General features: G+C 66.6%; 21 protein-coding genes, 1 tRNA gene and 3 pseudogenes. 13 read left to right on the forward strand and 12 right to left on the reverse strand.

From position 1 onward, the window contains the following. Nucleotides 1–111: 111 nt before the first annotated feature. The 3 genes from G4G31_RS13880 to G4G31_RS13890 are packed head-to-tail and all read right to left on the reverse strand — an operon-like array spanning nucleotide 112 to nucleotide 2045. Nucleotides 112–870: a UDP-2,3-diacylglucosamine diphosphatase gene (locus G4G31_RS13880; protein WP_182988193.1), complete on the reverse strand. Its 759-nt coding sequence runs from the start codon at nucleotides 868–870 to the stop codon at nucleotides 112–114. Nucleotides 871–899: 29 nt separating this feature from the next. Beyond that, a complete protein-coding gene (locus G4G31_RS13885; RefSeq protein ID WP_182988194.1) occupies nucleotides 900–1394 on the reverse strand; it encodes a peptidylprolyl isomerase in 495 nt (164 codons plus the stop codon). Nucleotides 1395–1433: 39 nt separating this feature from the next. After that, nucleotides 1434–2045, reverse strand: a complete 612-nt coding sequence (locus G4G31_RS13890; protein WP_182988195.1) for a peptidylprolyl isomerase — start codon at nucleotides 2043–2045, stop codon at nucleotides 1434–1436. A gap of 258 nt (nucleotides 2046–2303) precedes the next feature. Between G4G31_RS13890 and cysS the strand changes: the two are divergent. From cysS to G4G31_RS13920, 8 genes and pseudogenes are all read left to right on the forward strand, one after another. Then, nucleotides 2304–3697 (forward strand): annotated as a pseudogene (gene cysS / locus G4G31_RS13895) (cysteine--tRNA ligase). Then, nucleotides 3697–4399: pseudogene (locus G4G31_RS13900) on the forward strand (DNA-3-methyladenine glycosylase). The pseudogenes cysS and G4G31_RS13900 overlap by 1 nt, the downstream one beginning before the upstream one ends. A gap of 56 nt (nucleotides 4400–4455) precedes the next feature. Then, nucleotides 4456–5433 carry an acetyl-CoA carboxylase carboxyltransferase subunit alpha gene (locus G4G31_RS13905; protein ID WP_182988196.1) on the forward strand — a complete coding sequence of 326 codons (978 nt, stop codon included), beginning with the start codon at nucleotides 4456–4458 and terminating at the stop codon, nucleotides 5431–5433. A gap of 148 nt (nucleotides 5434–5581) precedes the next feature. After that, the gene (tilS, locus tag G4G31_RS28370) at nucleotides 5582–6109 is read left to right on the forward strand and encodes a tRNA lysidine(34) synthetase TilS (RefSeq protein ID WP_308621469.1); all 528 of its coding nucleotides are present in this window, start codon (nucleotides 5582–5584) and stop codon (nucleotides 6107–6109) included. Further along, nucleotides 5992–6702: a TilS substrate-binding domain-containing protein gene (locus tag G4G31_RS28375; protein ID WP_308622170.1), complete on the forward strand. Its 711-nt coding sequence runs from the start codon at nucleotides 5992–5994 to the stop codon at nucleotides 6700–6702. Before tilS ends, G4G31_RS28375 begins: the two co-directional genes overlap by 118 nt. Continuing rightward, nucleotides 6699–6872 (forward strand): TilS substrate C-terminal domain-containing protein, encoded by a 174-nt coding sequence (locus tag G4G31_RS28380; RefSeq protein ID WP_308622171.1) that lies wholly within the window; start codon nucleotides 6699–6701, stop codon nucleotides 6870–6872. Before G4G31_RS28375 ends, G4G31_RS28380 begins: the two co-directional genes overlap by 4 nt. Before the next feature lie 233 nt (nucleotides 6873–7105). Beyond that, a complete protein-coding gene (locus tag G4G31_RS13915; RefSeq protein ID WP_182988197.1) occupies nucleotides 7106–8353 on the forward strand; it encodes an aspartate kinase in 1248 nt (415 codons plus the stop codon). Between the two features lie 96 nt (nucleotides 8354–8449). Then, nucleotides 8450–8542 (forward strand) — tRNA-Ser (locus G4G31_RS13920). 71 nt (nucleotides 8543–8613) lie between these two features. On the opposite strand, the gene G4G31_RS13925 is transcribed toward G4G31_RS13920, so the two are convergent. The 6 genes from G4G31_RS13925 to G4G31_RS13950 form a co-directional block, all read right to left on the reverse strand. Further along, entirely contained in the window at nucleotides 8614–10311 is a 1698-nt protein-coding gene (locus G4G31_RS13925; protein ID WP_182988198.1) for a hypothetical protein, read from the reverse strand. Next, on the reverse strand, nucleotides 10308–11432 hold the full coding sequence (locus tag G4G31_RS13930; RefSeq protein ID WP_182988199.1) for a serine protease: 1125 nt from the start codon (nucleotides 11430–11432) through the stop codon (nucleotides 10308–10310). Before G4G31_RS13930 ends, G4G31_RS13925 begins: the two co-directional genes overlap by 4 nt. After that, nucleotides 11429–13522 carry a S8/S53 family peptidase gene (locus G4G31_RS13935; RefSeq protein ID WP_182988200.1) on the reverse strand — a complete coding sequence of 698 codons (2094 nt, stop codon included), beginning with the start codon at nucleotides 13520–13522 and terminating at the stop codon, nucleotides 11429–11431. Before G4G31_RS13935 ends, G4G31_RS13930 begins: the two co-directional genes overlap by 4 nt. After that, nucleotides 13468–14631 (reverse strand): hypothetical protein, encoded by a 1164-nt coding sequence (locus G4G31_RS13940; RefSeq protein ID WP_182988201.1) that lies wholly within the window; start codon nucleotides 14629–14631, stop codon nucleotides 13468–13470. The genes G4G31_RS13935 and G4G31_RS13940 overlap by 55 nt, the downstream gene beginning before the upstream one ends. Before the next feature lie 360 nt (nucleotides 14632–14991). After that, nucleotides 14992–15408: a hypothetical protein gene (locus tag G4G31_RS13945; RefSeq protein WP_182988202.1), complete on the reverse strand. Its 417-nt coding sequence runs from the start codon at nucleotides 15406–15408 to the stop codon at nucleotides 14992–14994. Between the two features lie 120 nt (nucleotides 15409–15528). Then, a complete protein-coding gene (locus G4G31_RS13950; protein WP_202033619.1) occupies nucleotides 15529–16350 on the reverse strand; it encodes a sensor histidine kinase KdpD in 822 nt (273 codons plus the stop codon). Nucleotides 16351–16924: 574 nt separating this feature from the next. Here G4G31_RS13950 and tssF point away from each other — a divergent pair. Then, nucleotides 16925–18625 carry a type VI secretion system baseplate subunit TssF gene (tssF, locus tag G4G31_RS13955; protein WP_229424966.1) on the forward strand — a complete coding sequence of 567 codons (1701 nt, stop codon included), beginning with the start codon at nucleotides 16925–16927 and terminating at the stop codon, nucleotides 18623–18625. 88 nt (nucleotides 18626–18713) lie between these two features. Next, nucleotides 18714–19853, forward strand: coding sequence for a type VI secretion system baseplate subunit TssG (tssG, locus tag G4G31_RS13960; protein ID WP_182988203.1), 1140 nt, complete (start codon nucleotides 18714–18716; stop codon nucleotides 19851–19853). Nucleotides 19854–19905: 52 nt separating this feature from the next. On the opposite strand, the gene G4G31_RS13965 is transcribed toward tssG, so the two are convergent. Further along, nucleotides 19906–21387, reverse strand: coding sequence for an aryl-sulfate sulfotransferase (locus G4G31_RS13965; RefSeq protein ID WP_182988204.1), 1482 nt, complete (start codon nucleotides 21385–21387; stop codon nucleotides 19906–19908). 206 nt (nucleotides 21388–21593) lie between these two features. Here G4G31_RS13965 and G4G31_RS29120 point away from each other — a divergent pair, with 206 nt between their 5' ends. From G4G31_RS29120 to G4G31_RS29130, 3 genes and pseudogenes are all read left to right on the forward strand, one after another. Next, a complete protein-coding gene (locus G4G31_RS29120) occupies nucleotides 21594–22445 on the forward strand; it encodes a cation transporter (RefSeq protein ID WP_374011239.1) in 852 nt (283 codons plus the stop codon). Then, a pseudogene (locus G4G31_RS29125) lies at nucleotides 22406–23665 on the forward strand (heavy metal translocating P-type ATPase); the annotation flags it as partial. The gene G4G31_RS29120 and the pseudogene G4G31_RS29125, both read left to right, overlap by 40 nt. A gap of 225 nt (nucleotides 23666–23890) precedes the next feature. Next, nucleotides 23891–24073: a heavy-metal-associated domain-containing protein gene (locus G4G31_RS29130; protein ID WP_374011309.1), complete on the forward strand. Its 183-nt coding sequence runs from the start codon at nucleotides 23891–23893 to the stop codon at nucleotides 24071–24073. A gap of 89 nt (nucleotides 24074–24162) precedes the next feature. Here G4G31_RS29130 and G4G31_RS13975 read toward each other — a convergent pair whose 3' ends face one another. Then, entirely contained in the window at nucleotides 24163–25533 is a 1371-nt protein-coding gene (locus G4G31_RS13975) for a multicopper oxidase family protein (protein ID WP_182988205.1), read from the reverse strand. Then, nucleotides 25530–25739, reverse strand: a complete 210-nt coding sequence (locus tag G4G31_RS26095) for a hypothetical protein (protein WP_229424967.1) — start codon at nucleotides 25737–25739, stop codon at nucleotides 25530–25532. Before G4G31_RS26095 ends, G4G31_RS13975 begins: the two co-directional genes overlap by 4 nt. Nucleotides 25740–25741: the final 2 nt, after the last annotated feature.

A 25741-nucleotide genomic window follows, 5' to 3' on the forward strand; every position in this document is an offset into this window, starting at 1 on the left:
CCCCCGAAGGTTTTTTTTCGCCTGTAGCGCCGGTTTTGATCGGGCGAGCGCAGGCGGCGCCAGGGCCGCTGGCTGCCGGGCTCGCTTTACCGCAAGTCTTGCTCGGGTGGTCTAGAGGGGCGTGCCGTCGACGGCGCGGCGGGTGATGGCGCCGTCGATCCCGACCGCGATCCAGCCGCCGCGCGCCGGGGTGGCGTCGCTCTCCCAGTCGGGCAGCACGTAGCGGCGACGGCTGCCGTGCAGGTGCAGGGCAGGGCGGTGGGTGTGGCCATGGATCAGCACATCGGCGCCGGTGGTGGCGAACACCGTCTCGATCGCTTCAGGCGTGACGTCCATGATGTCGTAGGACTTGGTGGTATGGGCTTCGCGGCTGCCTTCGCGCAGGCCGGCGATGATGGTCTTGCGCTGGGCCAGCGGCATGGCCAGGAACTGCGCCTGCCATGCTCGATTGCGCACCATCTTGCGAAACTCCATGTAGTTCGCGTCCAGCGTGCATTCGGCGTCGCCGTGCACGAGGGCGATGCGCTGGCCTTTGACCTCGACCACGTGCGGCTCGGCCAGCAGCGTCAAGCCCGCGGCCCGTGCAAAATCCGCGCCGACCAGGAAGTCGCGGTTGCCGGCCATCCAGTAGAGTTCGACGCCGGCGTCGGCGAGCGTACGCAGCGCCGCCACCACGCGGGCGTGGAAGGGCGTATCGAGGTCGTCGTCGCCGGCCCAGTATTCGAAGATGTCGCCCAGCAGGTAGAGCTGGCGGGTGTGCGCCGCGTGTTCGTGGAGGAAGCTGAAGAAAGCATCCGCGGTCGCGGCATGCGATTCCTGCAGGTGCAGGTCGGAGATGAAGAGCGCAAGCGTGCGCGCGGGAGTGGACATCGTGGTTCGGCTCCCGCGCGTGCGTGGTTTTACTGTACGACTTCGATTTTCTCGATGATCACCGGTTCGGCCGGCACGTCGGAGTGCATGCCCGAACGCGAGGTCTTGATATTGTTGATCTCGTCGACGACTTCAAGGCCCGAGGTGACCTTGCCGAACACGGCATAGCCCCAGCCGTCCTGGCCCGGGTAGTTCAGGAAGTCGTTGTTCTTGGTGTTGATGAAGAACTGGGCCGATGCCGAGTGCGGCGCCGAGGTGCGGGCCATGGCGATCGTGTACTTGTCGTTCTTCAGGCCGTTCTTGCCTTCGTTCTCGACGGTCGCGTCGGTCGGTTTCTGCTTCATGCCCGGCTCGAAGCCGCCGCCCTGGATCATGAAGTCCTTGATCACGCGGTGGAAGATCGTGTTGCTGAAGTGACCCTTGTTCACGTAGTCCAGGAAGTTGGCAACGGTCTTCGGTGCCTTCTCGGCGTCCAGTTCGACGGTGATGTTGCCCTTGTTGGTGGTCATGAGTACGGAGGTCATTGGGTGTCCTTTTTTGTTGGGATGCGAAATGTGCAACCGTTATTTTACAAGCTTATCGCCAGTGAGGATGGTCGCGGACCGAATCACGATCGGCGTCACCGGCACGTCCTGCATGCCGCGCATGTCGTCGGTGACCACATTCTTGATCTTGTCGACCGTCTCCTGGCCCTTCACCACGCGCCCGAACACGGTGTAACCGTGACCGTCCTGGCCCGGGTAATCGAGGCCGGCATTATCGTTGACGTTGATGAAGAATTGCGAGGTGGCCGAGTTCGGGTCGTTGGTGCGCGCCATCGCCACCGTGTAGGGCTTGTTCGACAGGCCGTTCTTCGCTTCGCTCGGGATGGCTTTCCTCACGCCGGGCTTGTCGACCAGCTTCTCGGTGTAGCCGCCGCCCTGGATCATGAAGTCGTTAATGACGCGGTGGAAGACCGTGCCCTTGTAGAAGCCCGACTTCACGTATTGCAGGAAATTGGCTGTGCTCTTGGGCGCCTTCTCCTGGTCGAGTTCGAGCACGATCTCGCCCATCGTCGTCTTGATCGACACCTGCGGGTGATCGGCCGCCAGGGCGGTGCCGCCCAGGCTGAAGGCACATGCCGCGGCGGCAACATAGGTCAGGAAGGAGCGGCGAATCTGTTTTTGTGCATGCATGGTGCATCTCCTTGGTGGACGTGGCGCAATGCCGTGTCAAGTCTTTTACAGAAAAATAAACCTGAGCCATATGCGGCCAGTCCGGATTTTATCAATGCTATACTTTGTCCAGAACGTCCCATTCTATCAAATAAGAACAACACAGAGGGTCAGGCGATCTCGACGCAAAGATGACTTTCCGGTGCCCGTCCATGCGGCGTAGCGCCTGTCTTCCGTATTGCTATGGGCGTCCGATCCCCTCTCGATTCATCACCACCAATGAGCCAATTAAAGATCTATAACACGCTGGCGCGCGAGAAGCAGGTTTTCGTCCCAATGCAGGCCGGCAAGGTCGGCATGTATGTCTGCGGCATGACCGTCTACGACTACTGCCACGTCGGCCACGCGCGCATGATGATGGCCTTCGACGTCATCTATCGCTGGCTCATGGAATCCGGGTACGAGGTCAAGTACGTGCGCAACATCACGGACATCGAGGACAAGATCATCAAGCGCGCCGCGGAAAACGGCGAAACCATGTCCTCGCTGGTGAACCGCTTCATCCAGTACATGGACGAAGACCTCGCCACGCTGAACATGCTGCCGGCAAGCATCGTGCCGCGTGCCACCGAGCACGTGCCGGGCATGCTGTCGATCATCGAGAAGCTCGAGGCCAAGGGCCTGGCCTACCGCAGCGACGATGGCGACGTGAACTACGCCGTGCGCCAGTTCGAAGGCTACGGCAAGCTGTCGGGCAAGTCGCTCGACGACCTGCGCGCCGGCGAGCGCGTCGACGTCAACACCGGCAAGCGCGATCCGCTCGACTTCGTCCTCTGGAAAGCGGCCAAGGAATCCGAGCCTGACGAAGCGAAATGGGATTCGAAGTGGGGCCGCGGCCGTCCGGGCTGGCACATCGAATGCTCGGCCATGTCCTGCGCCCACCTGGGCGAGCAGTTCGACATCCACGGCGGCGGCCAGGACCTGCAGTTCCCGCACCACGAAAACGAGATCGCCCAGAGCGAAGGCGCCTTCGGCAAGCCGATGGTGAACTACTGGGTCCACAATGGGTTCGTGCGCGTCGATAACGAGAAGATGTCCAAGTCCCTGGGCAACTTCTTCACCATCCGCGACGTCCTCAAGAAATACGACCCGGAAGTGGTGCGCTTCTTCATCGTGCGCTCGCACTACCGCAGCCCGCTGAACTATTCCGACGCCCACATCGACGACGCCAAGGGTGCGCTGACGCGCCTGTACACGGCGCTGGCCGCCGTCGACCTCGGCGACGAGCAGGTGCAGGTGGATTGGGACGAGGCGCATGCCGCGCGTTTCCGCGACGCGATGAACGACGACTTCAACACGCCGCTGGCCGTGGCCGAAATGTTCGACCTGGCCAGCGAAGTCAACCGCAGCAAATCGCTCGCCGCGGCGCGCCAGCTCAAAGCCCGGCCGGCGTGCTCGGCCTGCTGTACCGCGCGCCGCAGGATTTCCTGCGCGGCGGCAGCGGTGATGGCGGCATGGATGCAAGCGCGATCGACGACCTGATCGCCCAGCGCGCCGCCGCCAAGAAGGCACGCAGCTTTGCCGAGGCCGACCGCATCCGCGCCGAGCTGACGGCGGCCGGCATCATCCTCGAAGACAAGCCGGATGGAACGACGGGTTGGCGTCGCGCATGATGGCAGCGGAAAAGGACAACGGCGGCGCAGCCGGGGACGACGCGCCCGGCCTCGAAGTGCCCGCCTACTGGGCCGAGGCCAGGCTGAACTGATGCGGCGCGACCGCATCATGAAGCGCCTCATCCCCAGTTCGGCGACATGCACCTGAAAGGGCATCCCGACCCGTTCACCACGCTGGCACGCTCGATCGTCGGCCAGCAGGTCACGCCAAAGGCGGCCGATGCCGCCTGGACCAAGCTCAACGCGGCCCTGCCCAAGTTGACGCCCAGCGGCGTGATCAAGCTGGGCGCCGAGCAGCTGGGCGCCTGCGGCCTCTCGAAACGCAAGACCGAATACATCCTCGACCTGGCCGACCATTTCAAGGCCAAGCGGGTGCACGCCAACCTCTGGTCCGAAATGGACGACGAGGCGGTGATCGCCGAGCTGGTCCGCATTCGCGGCATCACGCGCTGGACAGCCGAGATGTTTTTGATATTTAATCTGTTGAGGCCCAATGTCCTGCCGCTCGACGACGCAGGCTTGATCCAGGGCATCAGCCAGAATTATTTCTCCGGTGAGCCGGTCTCGCGCAGCGATGCACGCGAGGTCGCGGCGAACTGGGAACCCTGGCGCACCGTCGCGACCTGGTACCTGTGGCGCAGCCTCGACCCGGCCGCCGCGACCGCCACGGCGTCCACCGGCACCGCCGGTACGGTAGAATAACGCCTGATCGCCGCAGGCTGCCGCACGCCGCGGCCACAGAACAACCCGGAGGTACAATGACTAAAACAACTTTCCTCAGCTTCGAGCAGCCTATTGCCGAGCTCGATTCGAAGATCGAAGAACTGCGTTTCGTCCAGGACGATTCGGCCGTCGACATCTCGGAAGAAATCGACCGCCTGGCCAAGAAGAGCCAGCAGCTCACCAAGGACATCTACGCCAAGCTGACGCCCTGGCAAGTCTCGCAGATCGCGCGCCACCCCCAGCGTCCGTACACGATGGACTACGTGAACGAGATCTTCACCGACTTCCATGAACTGCGCGGCGACCGCAGCTTCGCCGACGACCAGTCCATCGTCGGCGGCCTGGCACGCTTCAACGGCCAGGCCTGCATGGTCATCGGCCACCAGAAGGGCCGCGACACGAAAGAGCGCGCGATGCGCAACTTCGGCATGCCCCGTCCGGAAGGCTACCGCAAGGCCATGCGCCTGATGAAGCTCGCCGAAAAGTTCAACCTGCCGATCTTCACCTTTGTCGACACCCCGGGCGCTTTCCCAGGCATCGATGCCGAAGAGCGCGGCCAGTCCGAAGCCATCGGCCACAACCTGTACGTCATGGCCGAACTGAAAGTGCCGCTGATCGCCACCATCATCGGTGAAGGCGGCTCCGGCGGCGCGCTGGCGATTGCCGTGGGCGACGCCGTCCTGATGCTGCAGTACGCCACCTACTCGGTCATCTCGCCGGAAGGCTGCGCCTCGATCCTGTGGAAGACCTCGGAGCGTGCATCCGACGCCGCCGACGCCCTCGGCCTGACGGCGCACCGCCTGAAAGCCATCGGCCTGATCGACAAGATCATCAACGAACCGCTCGGCGGCGCCCACCGCGATCCGAAAGGCATGGCGCAGATGCTCAAGCGCGCGCTGGCCGATACCCTGCGCCAGTTCCACGGCATGAAGACCCGCGACCTGCTCGAAGCCCGTCACCAGAAGCTGATGGCCTACGGCAAGTTCAAGGAAACGACGCCGAGCGAAGAGTAAGCGGTAGCAGCCGTACCGAGAAAGTCGTAACGCGTGAGTCGTCCCCAAGCCGGGTCCGTCCCGGCCACCTTCGCGCGCGCCCTCGCGGCGCTGCGCGCGCAATCCTTCCTTCCTCCATTGCGGTAGGTGCAGCGGCGGCCTCGATTCGATGGTCCTGCTGCGGCTGGCCGCCGATTGGTGCCGCGAGCAGGGCGTCGCGCTGCACGTCTTCCACGTTCACCACGGCCTGAGCCCGAACGCCGATGCCTGGCTCGGCCACGTCGAGTCCGGCGCGGCGGCGCTGGGCCTCGCCTGCGACCATCGCCGGGTGACGGTGGAGAAGGGCGGCGCCGGCGTCGAAGCCGCGGCGCGCAAGCTGCGCTACCGCGCGCTCGGCGAGATGTGCGCGGCGCACGGCGCCACCGTGCTGCTGACCGCGCATCACCTCGACGACCAGGCCGAGACCGTGCTGCTGCAACTGCTGCGCGGCTCCGGGCCGGCAGGCCTGTCGGGCATGGACGGCGCCAATGCCGCCCCGAGCTGCTCGGCAATCCTGACCTCATCATGGCGCGTCCGCTGCTGCCGCACGCGCGCGCCGAGCTCGAAGCCTGTGGACGCCAGCAGGGATTATCCCGGGTCGAGGACGAATCGAACCTGGATGCGCGCTACGCCCGCAACGCCTTGCGCCACACCGTGATGCCGGCGCTGGCGCTGGCCTTTCCGGGCTTTCAAGCCCGCTTTGCCCGTAGCGCGGCGCATGCGCAGTCGGCCCAGCGCCTGCTGGACGAGCTCGCCGCCCGGGACCTGGTCACCTGCCTGATCGATGACGCGCTCGACGTCGCCCGGCTGCGCGCCATGAGCATCGACCGCGTCCATAACCTGCTGCGCCACTGGTTCAAGCAGCGCGCGCTGGCGATGCCCTCGACCGCATGGCTGGAAGAGATGGTGACGCAGCTGTTGGAAGCGCGCGAGGACGCCCAGCTGCTTGTGACCCATCCGGCCTGCCACATCCGGCGCTACCGCGAGCGCCTGTACATCACCTCGAAACTGCCGGCGCTGGCCGGCATGCGCGACCCCGACGACGAGGGCGTCATCGAGAAGCTGGGCGAATCGTTTGTCTGGCGCGGCGAAGCCCGGCTGGCGTTTCCCAGCTATGGCGGCGTGCTGCACTTCGAGCCTGCCGGGCAGGGTTTCGAGGCAGCCTGGCTGCGCAGCCAGCGGCTCGTCATCGACTTCCGCAAGGGCGGCGAGCGCCTCAGCTTGCCGCCAACCGGCCGACGCGCAGCCTGAAGGCGCATTACCAGGCCTGCGACGTGCCAGCCTGGGAGCGTATGCGCCTGCCCATCGTCAGCAGCGGACCGGACCTGCTGTACGCGGCCGGCCTCGGCATGGATTGCCGCCATTTCGGCGCGCCAGGCTTAGCGCTGATCGCTCTGCGCTGGGAATCAAGCGAGGCTTGAGGTCCGCCGGCAGCGGGCGTTCGCCCCGCCGCACCGCCACATTGTTGCGGATCGGGAGCCACTCCCGCGCACGCTCGTGCCCGCTAATATCCGAATAGTTTCTATGCGAAAAACGTATTACCTTATTTTCGTTTCGTATAGCTTTTGGAATTTCCTCTCTTGTGATTTTGCGATGCAACATGTTATTGTAGTTGCTCCCTTTTGATCTTCTACAAGCTGGAAAACATCCTGTTATGGCTTTAATTGTCCACAAATACGGTGGTACGTCGATGGGCTCGACGGACCGTATCAAGAACGTTGCGGCCCGCGTCGCCAAGTGGCATGACGCCGGATACAAGATCGTCGTGGTGCCCTCGGCAATGTCGGGCGAAACGAATCGCCTGATCGGCCTGGCGAAGGAAATCATGGCCGAGCCGGACCCGCGCGAACTGGACATGATCGCCTCCACCGGCGAGCAGGTGTCGGTAGGCCTGCTGGCGATGGCGCTGCTGGCCATCGGCAAGGATGCCGTGTCCTATACCGGCTGGCAGGTCGGCATCCGCACCGATTCGTCGTTTACGAAAGCGCGCATCCAGTCGATCGACGACTCGCGCGTGCGCGCCGATCTCGATGCCGGCAAGATCGTCATCATCACCGGTTTCCAGGGCGTGGATGAGCAGGGCAATATCTCGACGCTGGGCCGCGGCGGTTCGGACACCTCGGCCGTGGCAATCGCCGCCGCGCTGAAAGCCGACGAGTGCCTGATCTACACCGACGTCGATGGCGTGTACACGACCGACCCGCGCATCGTGGACGAAGCGCGCCGGCTGGAAAAGATCACTTTTGAAGAAATGCTGGAACTGGCTTCGCTTGGCTCGAAAGTGCTGCAGACTCGCTCGGTCGAGTTCGCGGGGAACTATCAGGTACCGACACGCGTGCTGTCGTCCCTGACCGACCCGCACATGCCGCTGCAAGAAGAAGCCAACTCCGGCACCCTGATTTCGTTTGAGGAAGAAACCAACATGGAACAAGCCGTCATCTCCGGTATCGCCAACCACCGTGATGAAGCCAAGATCACCGTCATGGGCGTGCCGGACAAGCCAGGCGTCGCCTTTCACATCCTGGGCCCGGTATCGGACGCCAACATCGAAGTGGACATGATCATCCAGAACCAGTCGGTCGACGGCAAGACCGACTTCACCTTCACGGTCTCGCGCAACGACTACCAGCGCGCCATGTCGGTGCTCGAAGCCCAGCGCGAACAGCTCGGCTACACCCGCCTGGTCGGCGACGCGAAAGTGTCGAAGGTCTCGGCCGTCGGCGTGGGCATGCGCAGCCATGTCGGCGTCGCCTCGGAAATGTTCCGCACGCTGGCGGAAGAGGGCATCAACATCATGATGATCTCGACTTCCGAGATCAAGATTTCGGTGCTGATCGACGAGAAATACATGGAACTGGCCGTACGCGCCCTGCATAAAGCGTTTGGCCTGGAGAAAGCTTAACTTTTTCCCATATTTTCCGCCGTGCGCCTTGACCAATCCGGCACCGGCGATTAAGATGCTTGCACTCAGCGCTAGCGCAGTCTGCTGGAGTTGATTGGAGACGTGGCCGAGTGGCCGAAGGCACATCCCTGCTAAGGATGCATATGGCTTATACCCGTATCGTGGGTTCGAATCCCACCGTCTCCGCCAGAGTTTCAAAGATAAAAGCCACCGCAAGGTGGCTTTTTTCTTTCCTGCGGCAGTTATTCTACCCGCCAGCCTCATTCCTTCACCGGCGCCCCCAGCGGCAAATAGCCCTCGAGCTGCCTGGTCGAGAAATCGCGCAGGCACACACGGCCGCAACTGGTCGAGGCCTCGTAAGCCCGGATCGAGCCGTTTCCCGTCGGGCTGAGCGAGACGAACAGTCGCACGTGGCTGCCAGGCTTGTTCATCGCATCTCCGGGCCTGAGTTCCGCGTAGGAGGGAAGTGGGCGGGCTACTTCCTTCAGGCGTGCCGTCGTACGGCGTTTGACATTCCAGGTCTGCGAGACAAAGCCCGAGCAGTCGACCCCGGCGGCGCGGCGGTCGACGCAGTCGCCCTTCCTGCACGTACAGATATTGCCCCCTGCATAGCCCTCGGCGGTGCGCTGCATGAACGCGGCGATTGTGATGTAGCCGCCCCAGTTGTAGGGGATACCGGTAACGCGCTTGCCCAGCTGGCCCTCGAGGTAGGCCGGCCTCAACCAGCGCTTGCCGCGGGCGGGTACGCAGGCGGAGACGGCGTCTGGCCGGTAGTTGGCGGAAGTGACCTGCCACTGCGCGGTGCGGTAGGCTTCCGCGGTCGACAGGATGGCGGCGCGGGTCAGGCCGGCGCCGGTCGACTCCCCGGAGCCGGAGTCGCGCTCGCGGGCGTCACCGCTCGAGCGGATTGGACCCTGCTGGGCGGCGATGCGCCGTATCGTTTCCTCCTGGCGCCGTGCGAACTGCGCGTGCGGGAAGGGGTTGAGCGACCACAGCCGCGTGCGATCGGGGTGCGATTCCATGAAGTACAGCGTGCCCGTGCGCGACAGGGCCAGGTAGCGGTTTGGCACGAGCTCGAGGAATTCGTCGGGAACGTCGTAGCCGCCGTCGAAGCTGCCGTCGCGTGCATAGCGCAATACCCACACCTTCGCCCGGCCCACGCCTTGCTGCTGCGCGAACTGCTCGGCACGCACATAAAAGCGTCCATCCTCATCCGTCCCCAGCAGGGCAACCGAGCCCAGCAGAGCGGGCGCAATGGCGATGGGCAGGCGCGTCATGCGTGGCGGCTCCCCCCTGCGCACTTCCACGCGCACTTTGCCGTCGTCGCCGCGCACGGTGCGGTATTCATCCGGTTGGCCCTCGCCTGACGCGGCGCGCAGCCAGCGCCCGGTGCCGGGTGTGCCGCCGCTGTTTTCCGGGGTGCCGTCGGTCTCGCCGATGCTGTCCTCCGGGACCGCGCCGTTCGCCTCGAACATGGCGGTGGCGGCGGCCGCGGGCGCGGAGCTCGCTTCCGTCGACGCTCGGTCGAGCAGCTTGCCGGCGCCCGTGTCGCTGCCCACATACACGGGCTTGTCTTCCAGCACGTACACGGCCCGCCCCTGGCGGACGATGTCTTGCGCCAGGCTGTGTGGACGCAGCGGCGCGGCCAGTTCGGCCTTGCCCGTGGGCGAGACGCGCAGGACGCGGGCGTTGACTGCGTCCGGGATCAACACGCCCTCGTTCCCGGACTCGACCAGGCCGGTCGGGCCGACCGCCGGCGCCTCCGGCGTGTGCTGGGTAATGCCCAGCTGCTGCGCACCGCTGCCGCGCGGGAAGGTCTTGATCACCGTGCCGCGCGGGTCGCCGGTTGTCGGTGCCGCGGCCGGGGCCGCGCACGCGTCGCCAAGGCAGAGCAGGGCGGACAGGAGCCACAGTGAACGGTTCAGTTGGCTTTTCAGGATGATGTTCAGACAATTCATTTGTCGAGCTCCTCGAGTACTTGCTGCATCCGTTTGACATCGACCGCCGTGTTGTAGAACTTCTCGCCCGCAGTCAGGCGCCGGGTGTATTCGCTCATGGTGATATTCGGGAAGCCCTTCACCTGTACACCGACGACGCGGCCGCTCGCGTCGAACAGGGGCGATCCGGAGCTGCCGCCCGCGGTATGGCAGGTATGCCGCAGGTTCGCGGCCGTCGCTTTGTTGTCCACGGCCTGGCAGTCGCGCGACAGCATCATCGGCAGGCCGCCGGGGTGATGGATGAGCTCGACCTTGACGGGCAGGGCCGCATTGACGTCGGCGAAGCGTGCCACGGGCCGCCCGGCCAGCAGGGGCAGGTCGGCAGGGGCGACCCTGAGCACGGTGATGTCCGGTGTCTTGTAGGTTTTCGCATCCAGGCAGCGCAGCGTCACTGGCGGCCTGGTGTCGCTCAGGTAATCGAGCAGGATGTCGACGTCGGCGCACGACTTTCCGCTGCGGCTGAACGCGGACGACGCTTCGATGCAGTGGTGGTTGGTCATGATCTTGCCCGGCGCCACCAGGAAACCAGTGCAGGAAGACATGTCGGAGGTGAACAGGAGCTTGACCACGCCCCGTGCGCGCTGCTGGGCCGGCGCCGCTTTATCCAAGTCGGCAATGCTGGCCCAGGGCTGGTCGACGGCGCCGATCGACAGCGGCCGCGGATCCCTGCCGCTGTCGGTGAAATAGTCGGACAAGGTGAGCCGCAGCGCGCGCGGCCGCGCCGGCGCTTCGACATATGCGCTGACCTCGCTTGCCTGGAAGCGCATGGTGACCAGCGGCCGCTCGGGATCCACGTCCAGCAAGGACAGGCGTTGCAGTTCATTGCCGGCTTCGTCGCGCACTACGATGAATGCGGTCTCCTTGCGGGGATTGCGCAAGCTTGTGAACTTCAGCCGGATGAAGCTGGCGTCGTTTGCCTTGATGGGCGCGCTGCGCCACCACACGGTGCCGCCGTAGTCGCTGTAGGTGGCCGTCAGACCGAGCGGATGGCGCTGTTCGAAGCTCGGTTCGCGGCCGCTCGCCGTCGTGACAGTCGAGGCCAGCATGAACAGGCAGAGCAGCGCGGCAAGGGTTCTTTTCATGGCAGGAGGTCTCCATCGCAGCCTTTGGTGAAGGAACAAGCCGTGTAGTCCTCGACATCGGCTACGGCCACCTTGGGCAGGCCGGTGAACGAAATGTAGGTGTCGCTGAACATCGCTGCGCTGTAGCGCTTGAGGACCTTGTTCTTGCGCACCACAACCCAGAAGCGCTGCTCTCCGTTCGGCAGCCTGGTGGCCTGCAGGCGCTTCACGTCGCGCATGACCAGCGACAGGCCGTTGACCGTGTTGCCCTGTTCGTCGAGGGCATAGGAAATGTTCACCGAGGTGCTCGGGCTGGCGTCGCCACGCAGTATGCAATTGCCCCTCGGGCAGGTGCCGGGACGCAGGCGCAGCACATCCTGGCTGAAATCGAGTGCCCTGGCAAAGTCGATCCGGCCAAAGCGCATCTTGCTCTCGAGCCCGTCGATGAAGGTGGATGTGAAGAGGATCCGGTGCTTGATCCGCCTGGCGTCGATCTTGGCCGTATCGCGCTCGACGCGCTCGAACAGGAGGGCCGCCAGGGCGGACACGTAGGGCGCGGCGAACGAGGTGCCGGCGTAGCGGGCGTAGCCGCCCCCGAACACGGCGCCGGTGGTATCGCCCACCGCCGCGACGTCGAACTGGATGCCGGAATTGGAAGAGCCGAGCAGCCTGCGCCCGCCGGCATCGAGAGCAACGACACTGATGACCGCATTCGCACCCTCGCCCTCGTTCGACCAGCATGCCGGTATGACCCGGCATGCGACGCCCTGTTTGTTGAAGTCGGTTCCTTCGTTGCCCGCCGCGGCCACGAACACGACCCGGTGGCCATAGCCTTCGACCGGCGAGATCACATGGGCCAGCTGGGTCTTGATGCCGTCCTCCTTCGCTTCATAGGCCTGGCTGATATTGACGACGCGCACGTCAGGCATGCCGATCTTGTCGGCCTCGGTCACGAACAGGTCCTTGTTGAGGTTATCCCCCACATGCTCGACCTGCCAGATCACGGCATCGGGCGCGGCACCGACGACGAAAGGCGGCGTGCTCTTGCCGACGATCAGGCTCGAGACAAAGGTCGCGTGATCGAAGGCGTCGCTCAGAAAATTGCGCAAGCTGCCGCACGTGGGCGAGGACGGTACCTTGCCCATTTTCGATACATCGATCGGCAGGGGCGTGTAGAGGACGATGGCGCTCTGGCCGCCGCGCTTGAACACACAGTGCGCTTTGTCGGCATAGCCATCCCAGACCCCGACGCCAAGGGGCTTATTTGGCATCACGCGCTGCGGGCCGCGCACGTAGTTCATTACCTGCAAGGGGTTGGGCGCAGGGCCCCGCGCCGCTGCCGCTGCCGCTGGGCGCGCGGACGGCGGGGCACTCTGCTGCTTCAGGTGGATGGGCACGGTGGCGCGCATGTCGGAGCTCAAGCCGGACAAGCCGTTGCGCGCGCGAATGGCGTCGACGACAGTGTTGAAGACGTTTTCGATTTCCTTGCGTCTGGCGGGGTTGTCGCGGATGTGGATCTGGATCGACTTCGCCGGGAGCATCATGGTGGTCACGCCGTCCCGCAGTTCCGGCTTGCCGCCGGGATTGAGCCGTTCGATGACGCGCTTGCACCGGGCATCGAAGACGTCGCATCCGCGCAGGTCCCTGGTGACCTTCAGGGGAATGTTGTCGAGCTCGGGGTTCGCGACCACGCGCTTGCCGGCCAGGTAGGACTTGATCGGCACCTCGGGCAGGCAGATGATGTAGCGTGGCAGGCTGGCGTCGTCGCAGCTGAACTCCTCCGGCGAGACCGTGGTCGACCAGGGCAGCTTCTGCATGCGCCAGCTTGCCCGGCCCTTGACGACGGAACAGATGTGGCCGTTGCGCCTGCACAGCGATAGGCTCAACAGGTCGGTGACGACGCCTTTGGGCCAGCCGAGTTCAGCCTCGATGAGTTCGGCGGGATTCTTCGCCGACTTGTTGAGGAAAGCCTCCATGCGCAACAGGCCGCGGTCCACCAGTGCGCCGGTCACTTCCGCGGTGTTCTGCTCGAGGTTGCCACCCTCGAAACGCAGGTTCAGGCGATCGTCGTCGTGGGACGGACCCTGGGCCAGGGCGCCCAGCTGCAGCACAACCGGGGCGAGGGGCGGCGCAGGCCCGGCGCCAGCCGCCTCCACCGAACCCGGAACGACGCGTCGACATACGAGCCACCTCGCCGTTGGCCGTTAACGATGGACCTTGATGGAAATGCTGCCGCCGGCCACGGGCCGGTCCGGGGAACGGAAGGCAGGCCGCCGCCGTTGCGTTCCGGCGTTTCTTCGGTTCCCGAACCGGCACCGCCTGCGCCGGCATTGCGCAGGCTGGCCACGAGTGCCGCCAGCTTCGCCTCGCCGCGCTCGACGATCGGCGCCAGTACGCGCTTGATCCGGTCCCTGTCTTCCGGCGACAGCGGCTTGAGCTTGCCATCGCTGCCGACGAACAGCGCCAGCCCCTGCAGGTTCTTCGCCAGCAGCGCCTGCTCCGCCGGGGTGGGTGCGCCCAACACCAGCCAGTAGATCAGGGCGACCTGTTCGGTTGTCACGGTCGGCTCGCCGATGGCACGGGCGATTGCAAAGCGGTCGGCGGCCGACAGCAGTTCCTCGCCCGTGGTCGAGGCGACAAACCTGGCGGTGCCGACCGACTCGTTGACCAGGCGGCGGATCGTTTGTACCTCGCACAGCTTGTCGTAGTCGCGCAGGATGCCGACCGCCGCGCCATAGCTCATCGCCGTCACCGGCGGCATGGCCGCGCGATAGGTAGTTTGGGCACCCTCGACCAGGTCCTGGATGCCGCTGATGTCGGGCGAAAACAGGAACACGTCCGCATAGGATTCGGTCGAGGCGCTGCCAAACGAGAACATGCTGGACGTAATCGCAATCGCCTTTGCGGAGACCCCGGTCACGCCTTGCAGGCCCGCGACCAGGCCGCCGGTCAGGCCCAGCTCCTTGCGGCCGAAGGCATAGCGCTGCGCGGCCAGGCCAAGGTTGCGGAAATACGCCTTGCACCCGATATCGGCCATGGCCATGCCGGTCTCGATGAAATTGCGCACGACGGTCGCATCCGAACGAGCCGCCTGCGGGGCGGACAGCGCCGCGTTGATGTCTTTCAGGGAGCTGTCGAAGGAGCGCTGCAGTTCGGCCACGGTGCTGGCCGAGATCGTTTCCGCCGGAGGCTGGATCGATGCGCACCCGGGCAAGAACATGAGGGGAAATCCGAACAGGATGGAACAAACGAACCGGTCGCCACGGAGTTTCATCACGCTTCCTTTGCCTCTGGTTGCGTTTCCCGGCTGGCGCCGGGGGCGCAACGCAGCTTGAGCCATCGATGCCGCACTGGCGCTGCTGGCAGGCCGAAGCGGTCCCACAGTCTGTATGCAGTCGAACTGGAAGTACTGGATGCGAAATCCAGTCTAATGTAAATACGGTAAAATTGTAGGACTGCGCCGACAAAATTTCGTCAAGATGTTGTTATTTCGACGTCACTGCCGGTCGCTCCCAAGGACTGCCGGGCGCGGGCGCTGGGAACGGCAAAGGCGCCGGAGATGTACAGGAAGGGCGCGAGCTCAGCGCGGACGGTGCTGGCGCCCGCTCGTCCGCATGCGGCTGGCGCGCCCCGGCAACGGGCGCGCCTGGGCCACCGCGAGATCGGTGGTCAGGCGGTGCAGCGACAGCAGATCGGCGCAGGCGGCCATCGCTGTGCGGCCGAGTTCGGCATCGCCGGCCTCGACGCGGGTTTCGATCGCGTGCAGCGCGCCGAGCAGGAAGGCGTTGTCGGCGCGCCGCGCCTGCAGGCAGTCCAGGCCCAGCATCTCGATAACGGCTTCCTCATGCGCCAGCTCGGCCTCGATGATGGCGACCACCCCCGCGAAGCCGCGCACGAATGCCGCCTCCGGTTGCTGGAAGAGCCCGTGCAGGCGCGCGAACAGCAGCTTGCGTGCACGGCGCAAGGCATGGGCGGCGACATGGGGCGCCGCGGGCATGTGCGGCGAAGGCATCTGGCAGACATGAACCGGCGTGGATCGGAAAGTTTGCGTCGGTCGGTGCAGGCACCTTTGATCTAGATCAAAGGTGCCTGTCGCCAGCAGCGCTCGCCCGCGTGTTCAGGCAAGCGTGGGCGCATCGCGAAACGGGCGCGCATCGATGGGGATGTCGATCAGGAAGGTGGTGCCGCGCTCGCGCGCACTGTCGAGCGCGATGCTGCCGCCATGGCTCTCGGCCACGCCGCGCACATATGGCAGGCCGATGCCCCAGCCTTTCTGCTCGCCGGCCCGGGCCGACTGGGCACGGCGGAACATCTGGAAAATCGATTCCTGGTCCTCGACCGGAATCGGGTTGCCTTCATTGTGGACCGACAGCAGCAGGCGCTCGTCGACGGACCGGACCCTGATGCGGATGGTGGTTCCCGGACTGCCGTATTTCACCGCATTGCCGACCATGTTCTCGAGCGCGCGCTTGAGCGCCGGGCGCGACCACCAGCCGAGCACCGGTTCGCCGTCCGTTTCGATGTGGTGATCGCGGGTGAGGGCGGCATCGCGGCACACTTCGCTCACGACCTCGCCGATGTCGAAGCGTGTCAGCTCCAGCTCGGGGCGTCCGTTACCGTGGAACAGCATCGAGTCGAGCAATTCGCGGATCAGGCCATCGGCGCGCCGGATGTTGCTCAGTACCTTGTCGGCGAATTCGCTGGTCCGCGCGGGGTCGGCGTTGCGTACGATGAGTTCGGCGGCCAGCGCGGCGGCATTGAGCGGATTGCGCAGGTCGTGCGTCAGCGCCGCGAGGAAGCGCTCGCGCAGGGCGCTGTGCACCGGGGTGAAGGCGTTGACCGCATCCTTGATGCCGCCATCGATCGCGTGGTGGATGGCCGCGGTTTCCCTGAGCGTCAGCGTGGCGCCGTCCTCCTGCAGCACCTCGAGGGATGACACTGCGCAGGATCTGGTATTCGCCGATCAGCGCCTCGTGGTCGTAGGCGGACAGGCGTGCGCGCTCGCCGCCATGTTCGGCCGCGATCGTGGCGCCCGCCACCGCGTCCGCGCGCGGATAGCCGGGCGTCACCGCCTCGCAGATGTTGTCGTAGAAGGCCGGCAGCGTATCGACCAGTACCGGATGGCGCAGCGCATCGGCTTCCCCGATGGCGGCGCGCACGCGCTCTTCCCAGCGGGCGAACACCCGGTCGCGCAGTGCGAGCATGCGGCGGGAAGTGGGAGCAAGGTCTTGCTGGTCGGGTTTCTGGTCGCTGGCGAAAGTCATCGATTGGGCAGGACGCCGCCACCTTGCCGGTGGCGCATCTGTTTGATAATTATTGGAAAATTTACCACGGTGCGGCCGGAAGGCGGCGCCCGCCCTGCAGTGTGCGCCCGCCATGGGCAAGCAGCGGGGCCATGCCGGTGCCGGCAGGTACGCATGCCGGGATCGGGACGTGCATTCTTGCTGCTTGTCAACGCCAAGGGCCGGCCGCGATGGGAGCATGGATTTCGGTCCCGGACGCGTGGAGGAGAAATGGATGAGCTGCTACGGTATTTCGAGGAGGAGCTCGGCGTGTTTGGCGGCTACGCGCGCGAGTTCCGCAAGCGCTTCCCGAAGCCGGCAAGCGACCTGCACCTGGCCGGCGAAAGCTACGAAGACCCGAGCGTCGCGCGCCTGATCCAGTCGGTGGCGCTCCTGAGCGCGCGCATTCACAAGCGCCTCGACGACGACTACCCGAAGTTCACCGAGTCGCTGCTCGAGAGCCTGTATCCCCATTACCTGCGCCCGTTGCCCTCCTATTCGGTGGCGCAGCTGCTGGCCCCTGGCGCGGACGCTTTCTCGCTCATCGCGCGGGGAACTTCGCTGCGCAGTCATCCGGTGGGGGGCACGGTCTGCCAGTTCCGTACCGTCTATCCGGTGCTGGCGGGCCCGCTGCGCATCGTGCAGGCGTCCTTCAGCGTCCATGGTGGCGCGGCCGGGGCGCGTCTGCCTCGTGGCGCGAACGCCTTCATCGCCGTCGGCTTCGAGATGAAAGGTTCGCTGCGCGAACTGTGCGCGCGCGGCCTGGCGCCGATACGCGTGTTCGTCGAGGGCGACCCGTCGCTGCGCGCGGACCTGGTCGACACCCTGTGCATGCGCGCCAGCCAGGCCTGGGTGCAAGGCGCGGACGGGCCATGGCTGGCGCTCGATGCGGTACCGCTGCGGCTGGCGGGGTTCGGCCAGGACGAGGCACTGCTGCCATTGCCGCAGCGCTCGCATCCGGCCTTCGGCCTGCTGACCGAATACTTCAGCTATCCCGAAAAATTCAACTTCATCGACATCGACCTGGAACAGGCGGCGCACCTGCTGGCGCCCGGCTGCACGCGCTTCACCGTGCACCTGGCGCTGTCCGGACTGCCCCTCGATTCCGACGCGGCGCGCATGCTGTCGGCGCTGTCGCCTGCCAACCTGCTGCTGGGCTGCACGCCGGTGGTGAACCTGTTCCGCAAGGGCGGCGACCCGATCCAGCTGTCGCATACGCGCGCCGAGTACCCGCTGGCGGCCGATGCGGCGCACGCGGCAGCCTTCGACATCCACAGCATCGACCGGGTTTCCCCGGTGCGCGAACTGCGCGGCGCCAGCATCACGACCGAGTTTGCGCCGCTCTACGCGCTGCGCCATGGCCAGGGAGGCGATCACGGCCACTTCTGGGTCGCCCGGCGCGACGACGAGGCGCTGGCCGGGGTCAGTCCCGGCCACGAGATGCGCCTGGCCCTGCTGGACGCGGATTTCAATCCGGGCGATGCGGCCGGCGCCACCATATCGACCGAGCTGACCTGTACCAACCGCGACCTGCCTTCACAGCTGGCCCACGGCCTGCCCGGCGGCGACCTGGTGGCCGAGGCCGCCTCGGGCAGCCTGCCGCTGCGCCTGTTGCGCAGGCCGACGCCGAGCTACCGTTTCGGCAGCGGCCACGGCGCGCACTGGCGCCTGATTGCCCACCTGTCGCTGAACCACGCGGGCTTGAGCACGGCGAGCCTGCCGGAGCTGCAGCGCATGCTCGCGCTCTACGACCTGGCCCGCTCGCCCGTCGCACGCCGGCAGATCGCCGGCATCGGGGCACTGGAACACGGCACCGTGCGCGCCTGGTTGCCTACCCGTCCCGTGGCATCACTGATGCCGGGCGTGGGGATCCGCATGCGCGTCGACGAACGCGCTTTCGTGGGCAGCGGCCTGTACGTGTTTGCCCGGTAATGGACCGCTATTTCGGCCTGAACCGGCAGCTGAACTGTTTCAGCCGGCTCCAGATCGTCTCGAGCCAGACTGGAGAGGAGATCCTCGCATGCGCCCCGCGCACCGGCGAAACGCTGCGGCCGTGATCGAGCGCCTGCTCGCCGCGCCCCACGAGTTCGAATTCGTGCAGGCCGTGCGCGTGCTGCTGGCCTGGCTGGCGCGGCAAGGCGTGGCGCCCGAGGCCGCCTTGCGCGAGCACCTGCGCTTCGAAAACAGCCTGCGCCCGGGCTTTCCGCCGGCGCAGATCGAGGCCCCGGTATGCGAGTCCGGGACCAGCCTCGTTGGTGTGGACGATGCTGGCGAGCCGGCGCCGCCGCGCCTGCGCATGACGCCTGCCTTCATGGGCCTGCTGGGCACCCAGGGCAGCCTGCCGGCCCATGTAACCGAGCGCATCGCTGCCTGGCAGGCCGGGCACGATGACGAGGCGCCGCGCGCCTTTCTCGACATGCTGTCGGGGCGCATGCTGGCGCTCTTTTACGAGGCCTGGTTCAAGCATCGCATCGAACTGGCGCCTGCGGGCGGCGCGGAGCGCCTGCGGCCCTTGCTGCTGGCACTGGCGGGATTCCCGGACGACAGCCGCGCCCTGGCCGGCAGCGTGCCCGCGCCGGAGGCCGGTGAGAACCGCCGCGCCCGCGGTACCCGCCGACCTGGTGGCGCACTTCGCCGGCCTGCTGCAGGGACCCCCGTGTCGGGTGTGGTGCTCGAGCGGGTGCTGGCGAGTTACTTCGGGGTCGCCATCGCACTCGAGGAAGCCGTGGGCCACTGGAGCCGACTGCTGCCGGCGGAACAAAGCGCGCTGGGGACACACGCGCTGCTGGGCCAGGACACCGCGCTCGGCGAGCGCAGCTGGCGTCCCGACCTGCGCGCGCGCCTGCGCATCGGCCCCTTGCGGCGTGCCGCATTCGAGCGCTTCCTGCCCAGCGGCGAGTCGGCCGCGACGCTGCGGGCGATCCTGCGGGTGCTGGCGCCGCCTTGCGTCGAATTCGAAGTGCAGCTGGTGCTGTGCCGGAGCAGCGTCGGCCCCAGCTTCCTTGGCGCTGGCGGGGACGCGCCGCGTCTCGGCCGCGACAGCTTCCTCCTCACCGGCGCGGTGGCCTGCGACCGCGCCGACATGCGCTACGTCATCGCGCCGATGGCCGCGCTCGCGCCCCTGAGCGGACGGCAGCAAGGCAGCAGGGCCGCCCGGTGAAGCGGCGGCCCCGCTATCGGCCACCGTGCCGGCGGCCATGGCGCTACTGCCCCTACTTCAGGATCAGGTTCGCAAAGTTGATCGACTCGCCGATGAAGGCGACCGCACATCCTTCCGCCGGATACTCGAAGTCGAAAGCGACCTTGCCCGCGGTGTCCACGCCGATCAGCTTGGTGACGGTTCGGCCGGCGGCGACCGAGTAGGTGACGAGGAAGTGGCCGGGCGCGCTTTCATAGACGCTCGAACAGATGTCGGAAAAAATCGCCGGTGTCGGCGAATAGGCCCAGGTCTCGGCGGCCGTGCGCGCCGTTTCATCGATGGTGTAGCGCGAAGGCGTGCTGTAGTCGCGCGTGACGCCCGGCGCGGTACCCGGCGGCTGGTTGGCGCTGCCCAGCCCGTTATTGAACAGCAGCAGCTCGCCGTTCGATGCCATCGACAGCGCGTGCTGCCCGACCGGCGGCTTGCCCGCCTTGAGCTTGAGCGCCAGTGCGCGTAGCGAAGGGTAGTCGACATACCAGTGCTTGCTGGTGTCGCCCAGCAGCCACTTGATGCGCCCGCTGGCGTAATCGAGCTTGACGACGAAGTTTTCGCGGCTGGAGATCAGGAGCGAATCGTCGGCCGGGACATAGACCGCCGAATTCATGTGGAACCAGTCGACGCCGTCGCGCACGAAATTCGACGGATCGTCGCCGCCGGCCTGCATGGTCGAACGGAAGATGGCGTTCAGGTCCCATTCCTTCAGTACCTCGCCGCCCGGGCCGACCTCGGCCAGGATGGACTCGATCTTCCGAATGCCGCCATCCTGCGCGTCGACTTCGGCGAGAAGCCCAAACTTGCCCAGCGCGAGGTCGTGGTGGAAGTTGGTATAGCGCGCGGATGCGAGCCGGGCGGAGGTGTAGGTGCCGTCGAGCCTCAAGCGGAAGAGCTCGGGCGCCGTCTGGCTACCGACGTAGAAGGAATCGGGCTTGAACACCGAGCTCAGGGAGTCGCCCGCGCGCGCGCCGAGCCAGCGCAGGTTGCCGTCGGTGTCGAGCACGGCTGGCGTGGCGAGGCCGTTCTGCAGCATCATGTAGTCGAAGCCAGGCACGGCTGTCGCGCTGCGCGCGGTGCGCACCTGGGGTGTACTGTAGCGCGCCCCCGGTCCCGTGTACGCGGGCGTGGCCACCGCCACCTGCAGGGCGTGGGTGGAATTGTCGTGGAAGGTGGCGGTGATGGAAACGGCGTTCTGGTACCCGGCGTACAGGCCGAACACGGCAAAGGCGAGCCGCTTGTCCGCCGGGCGCCAGGCGCCGTTGCGTTCGAGCCAGGCGCGGGTGTAGGTGACGGCGACCGGCTTCGAGAACGTTCCCGGCTTGGGCGCCACGGTGAATGCAATCCGGTCGAGGTCGTCGAAGTCCTTCATTTTCAGGGCGACGTTGGCGATGAACGGTGTCGGGCCGGCGCTTTGTTCGGCAAGGCCGACTTCGGCCTCTTCGGCCTGGTCTTCATCGAACTTGCTGCAGGCGCTGGCCAGCAGGCAGGCGCCCAAGACCATACAATGGCGCAAATGATGGCGAATAACGGGCTTCATGCATCCTCCAGGTTGACGGCATACGGATGGGTTATCTCTTCGATTTCCGCGGCCTGGCCGCGTTCCCCTGGCCGGCTCGCGATAGCGAATGGCGCAAGAAACCCGGCTGTCTGGCTTGACCTTCCCATCGTGGGAAGGACCAGGCTGGATGGATCGCAAGGAGATTACCTATGGAAAACAACACCCACCAGCATGAGGCTGCCCCTGCGGCAAGCTTTGATATTTCCGGCATGACATGCGCTTCATGTGTCGCGCGTGTCGAAAAAGCCCTGCGCGCGCTGCCGGGCGTGACCGACGCTGCCGTCAACCTGGCGACCGAACGCGCGACCGTGCGTGGCAGCGCCGCACCCGAGGCCGTCCTCGCGGCCGTACGCGCGGCCGGCTACGACGCCACGCCCGCGCCGGCACGCGGTGCTCCTCCGGCCGCAACGGGAGCGGCCGCACCGGTCCGCCATGCTGTTGCGCGGTGGTGGCCCGTCGCCGCGAGCGCGCTGCTGACCCTGCCGCTGCTGCTGCCGATGCTGGGCGGCCTGCTCGACCTCGAGTGGAGCCTGCCCGGCATCCTCCAATGGCTGCTGGCCACGCCTGTGCAGTTCTGGCTGGGCGCGCGTTTCTACCGCGCCGGCTGGAAGGCACTGCGTGCCGGCAGCGGCAACATGGACCTGCTGGTGGCGCTGGGCACCAGCGCCGCGTACGGGCTGTCGGTCTACCTGCTGCTGGCCGATCCACATCCCGGCCATGGCGCCCCGCACCTGTATTTCGAGTCCTCCGCTGTCGTCATCACGCTCGTCCTGCTCGGCAAGTGGCTGGAACGCCGCGCCAAGGGCCAGACGGTCGAGGCCATCCGCGCGCTCGAGGCGCTGCGCCCGCTCCAGGCGATCGTGCGGCGTCCGGGCGGCGACGAGCCCGTTCCCATCGACGCGCTGCGCGTAGGCGACCGGTTGGTGGTGCCCCGGGCGCCCGGATTGCCGCCGACGGCCGCGTGCTCGAAGGCCGCAGCGCCGTCGACGAGTCGCTGCTGACCGGCGAAAGCCTGCCAGTGCCGAAGGCGCCCGGCGACAAGGTAGCGGGCGGCGCGATCAATGCCGACGGCGTGCTGCTGGTCGAGGTGGGCGCCGTCGGTGCCGATACCATGCTGGCGCGGATCATCCGCCAGGTCGAGGATGCCCAGGCGGTCAAGGCGCCGGTGCAGCGCCTGGTGGACCGCGTCAGCGCGGTGTTCGTCCCCATCGTGCTGCTGGTCTCGCTCGTAGCCTTCCTCGGCTGGGGCATGGCCACCGGCGACTGGCAGGCGGCGCTGCTGCACGCGGTGGCGGTGCAGGTGATTGCCTGTCCCTGTGCGCTCGGGCTGGCCACGCCGACCGCGATCATGGTCGGCACCGGCGCCGCCGCCCGCCACGGCATCCTGATCCGCGATGCCGAAGCGCTCGAGCTGGCGCACGCGGTGGACACGGTGGTGTTCGACAAGACCGGCACCTTGACCGGGGGCGGCCGCGCGTGCTCGCCCTCGAAGGCGACGACTCCCGCGCGCCTGCTGGCGCTGGCCTGGGCCGTGCAGCGCCACAGCGAGCATCCGCTGGCGCAGGCGGTGACCGAGCATGCACGCGCGGCGGGTGCGGCATCGCCCGACGCGCTTGAGGCGCAGGCGCTGCCGGGGCGCGGGGTGCGGGCGGAAGTCGAGGGCGCGACCGTCTGGCTGGGCAGCGAACGCCTGATGACCGAGTTGGGCGCGGCGACCGATGGCCTGCGCGATAGCGCCCGCCGGCACGAAGAACTCGGCCGCAGCGTGTCCTGGCTCGCGCGCGCGGACGCCACCGGCAAGGCCGGCGTGCTGGGCCTCATCGCCTTTGGCGACGAGATCAGGGAAGGTGCCGCGCAGGCGGTATCGAGCCTGCAGGCAAAGGGGTGTGCGCGTCATCATGCTAACGGGCGACAATGAGGGCGCGCGCGCGCGGTGGCGGAGGCGCTCGGCATCACGCACTACCAGGCCGGCGTGCTGCCGGAAGAGAAAGCCGAGGCGGTGCGTGCGGCAATGATGCGCGGAGCGACCGTCGCCATGGTCGGCGACGGCATCAACGATGCACCGGCGCTCGCCGCGGCCCATGTCGGCATCGCCATGGGTGGGCTGGACGTGGCCATGCACACGGCCGGCATCACGCTGATGCGTCCCGATCCACGCCTCGTGATGGACGCCATTGTGATGTCGCAGCAGACCTACCGCAAGATCCGCCAGAACCTGGGCTGGGCCTTTGCCTACAATGTCGTCGGCATCCCGCTGGCGGCCTTTGGCCTGCTCAACCCGATGCTGGCCGGCGCCGCCATGGCATTCAGTTCGGTCAGCGTCGTGAGCAACGCCTTGCTGCTGCGCCGCTGGCGCCCGGCCGCCGTCCAGCTACCAGTCACCACGGGGGCCGAAGCGCCCCAAACCAAAGGAGAACAGAGCATGTATGAACTGACCGTCGAAGGCATGAGCTGCGGCCACTGCGTGAGCCGCGTGACGAAAACCGTGCAGGAGATCGACAGCGGGGCGCAGGTCGCGGTCGACCTGCAATCGAAGAAGGTACGCATCGACAGCGCGGCCGACCTGGAGCGCATCGCGGCGGCGATCGACGCGGCCGGCTATCCAGTGACGGCGCGCTCGGCGGCGTAGGGTGGACGGCTCCGTGGTACTGCATGCGCACCTGTACCGGAAGAGCCGTCCACGCGTTCAACACCGGTAAGCAGGCCGCGCGACTCCCGTCACCCGTGGCTGTGCTTCACAGGCTTGCGTACTGACACCGCGCCAGTCGGGGCGGCCTGGCCGTTTCCGGGCGCTTGCGGCGCCGGCGGCAGTTCCCCGGTCCACTCGCGCGCGACGGTCCCGGCGGGATGCTGGTACCAGCCCGGGTCGCGGTAGTCTCCGCGCGCCAGGCCCTGGCGCACCTTCAGCGTCGTGAACATCCCGCCCATTTCCAGGTTGCCGAAGGGCCCGCGCCCGCTCATCATCGGCAGCGTGTTTTCCGGCAGCGGCATCTTCATGTCGCCCATCGAGCCGCCTTTTTCGCCCATCACCATGTAGCCCGGGATCAGGTCGTTGATCTTCTTCGCCACGCCGCGGTGGTCGACGCCGATCAGGTTCGGCACGTCGTGCCCCATGGCGTTCATCGTGTGGTGCGACTTGTGGCAGTGGAAGGCCCAGTCGCCCGGGTTGTCGGCCACGAACTCGATGGCGCGCATCTGGCCGACACCGATGTCCACGCTCACCTCCGGCCAGCGCGCCTCGGGCCGCACCCAGCCGCCGTCGGTGCCGGCGACCTCGAAGCGGTGCCCGTGCAGGTGGATCGGGTGGTTCGTCATCGTCAGGTTGCCGACGCGGATGCGGACCCGCTCGCCCAAAGTGGCCACGAGCGGGTCGATGCCGGGGAAGACACGGCTGTTGAAGGTCCACAGGTTAAAGTCGAGCATGGTGTTGGTGCGTGGCGTGTAGCTGCCCGGCTCGATGTCGTAGGCGCCCAGCAGCATCACGTAATCGCGCCCGACCGCATGCTGGCGGATGTCCTTCGGATGCGTGACCCAGAAACCCATCATCCCCATTGCCATCTGCTGCATTTCATCCGCATGCGGGTGGTACATGAAGGTGCCGGCATGGCGCGCGACGAATTCGTAGACGAAGGTCTTGCCGGGTGCGATGCCGGGCTGGGTGAGACCGGTAACCCCATCCATCCCGCAGGGCAGGATCTGGCCATGCCAGTGGATGCTGGTGTGCTCGGGCAGCTTGTTGGTAACAAAAATGCGCACCCGGTCGCCCTCGACCACTTCGATCGTCGGGCCCGGGCTCTGGCCGTTGTAGCCCCACAGGTTGGCCTGCATGCCGGGTGCGAGTTCGCGCACGACGGGTTCGGCCACCAGGTGGAATTCCTTGACGCCGTCCTTCATGCGCCAGGGCAGGGTCCAGCCGTTGAGGGTGACGACCGGGTTGTAGGGACGGCCATTGGGCGGCGCCAGCGGCGCGGCGGTGGCGCCGGACGCCTGGGTCGGGGCTTCCGGCAGCGTGGCGGCGCCGGCCTTGCTGACCTGGGCGGCGCCCACCAGCGCGGCGGCGCCGCCGAGGAATGTGCGACGTGATGTCATTGTGCGTGTTCCTTGTCGTGCGAATGTTGGGTGGTCGGGGCGGCAGGCGCAGGCGGGGCAGCCATCGCCGGCCCGAGCGGCCCGCCGAGCGCCTCCTCGAGGTCGGCCTCGGCGCGCCAGTAGCCCTCCAGCGCACCGATGTAGGCGTTGACGGCGCCGGCCTGCTCGCGTGCATCGGCCAGCAGTTCGAATGTACTGGCGAGCATGC

Source organism: Massilia sp. Se16.2.3 (genome assembly GCF_014171595.1).
In the GTDB taxonomy this organism is placed as follows: Bacteria; Pseudomonadota; Gammaproteobacteria; order Burkholderiales; family Burkholderiaceae_D; genus Telluria.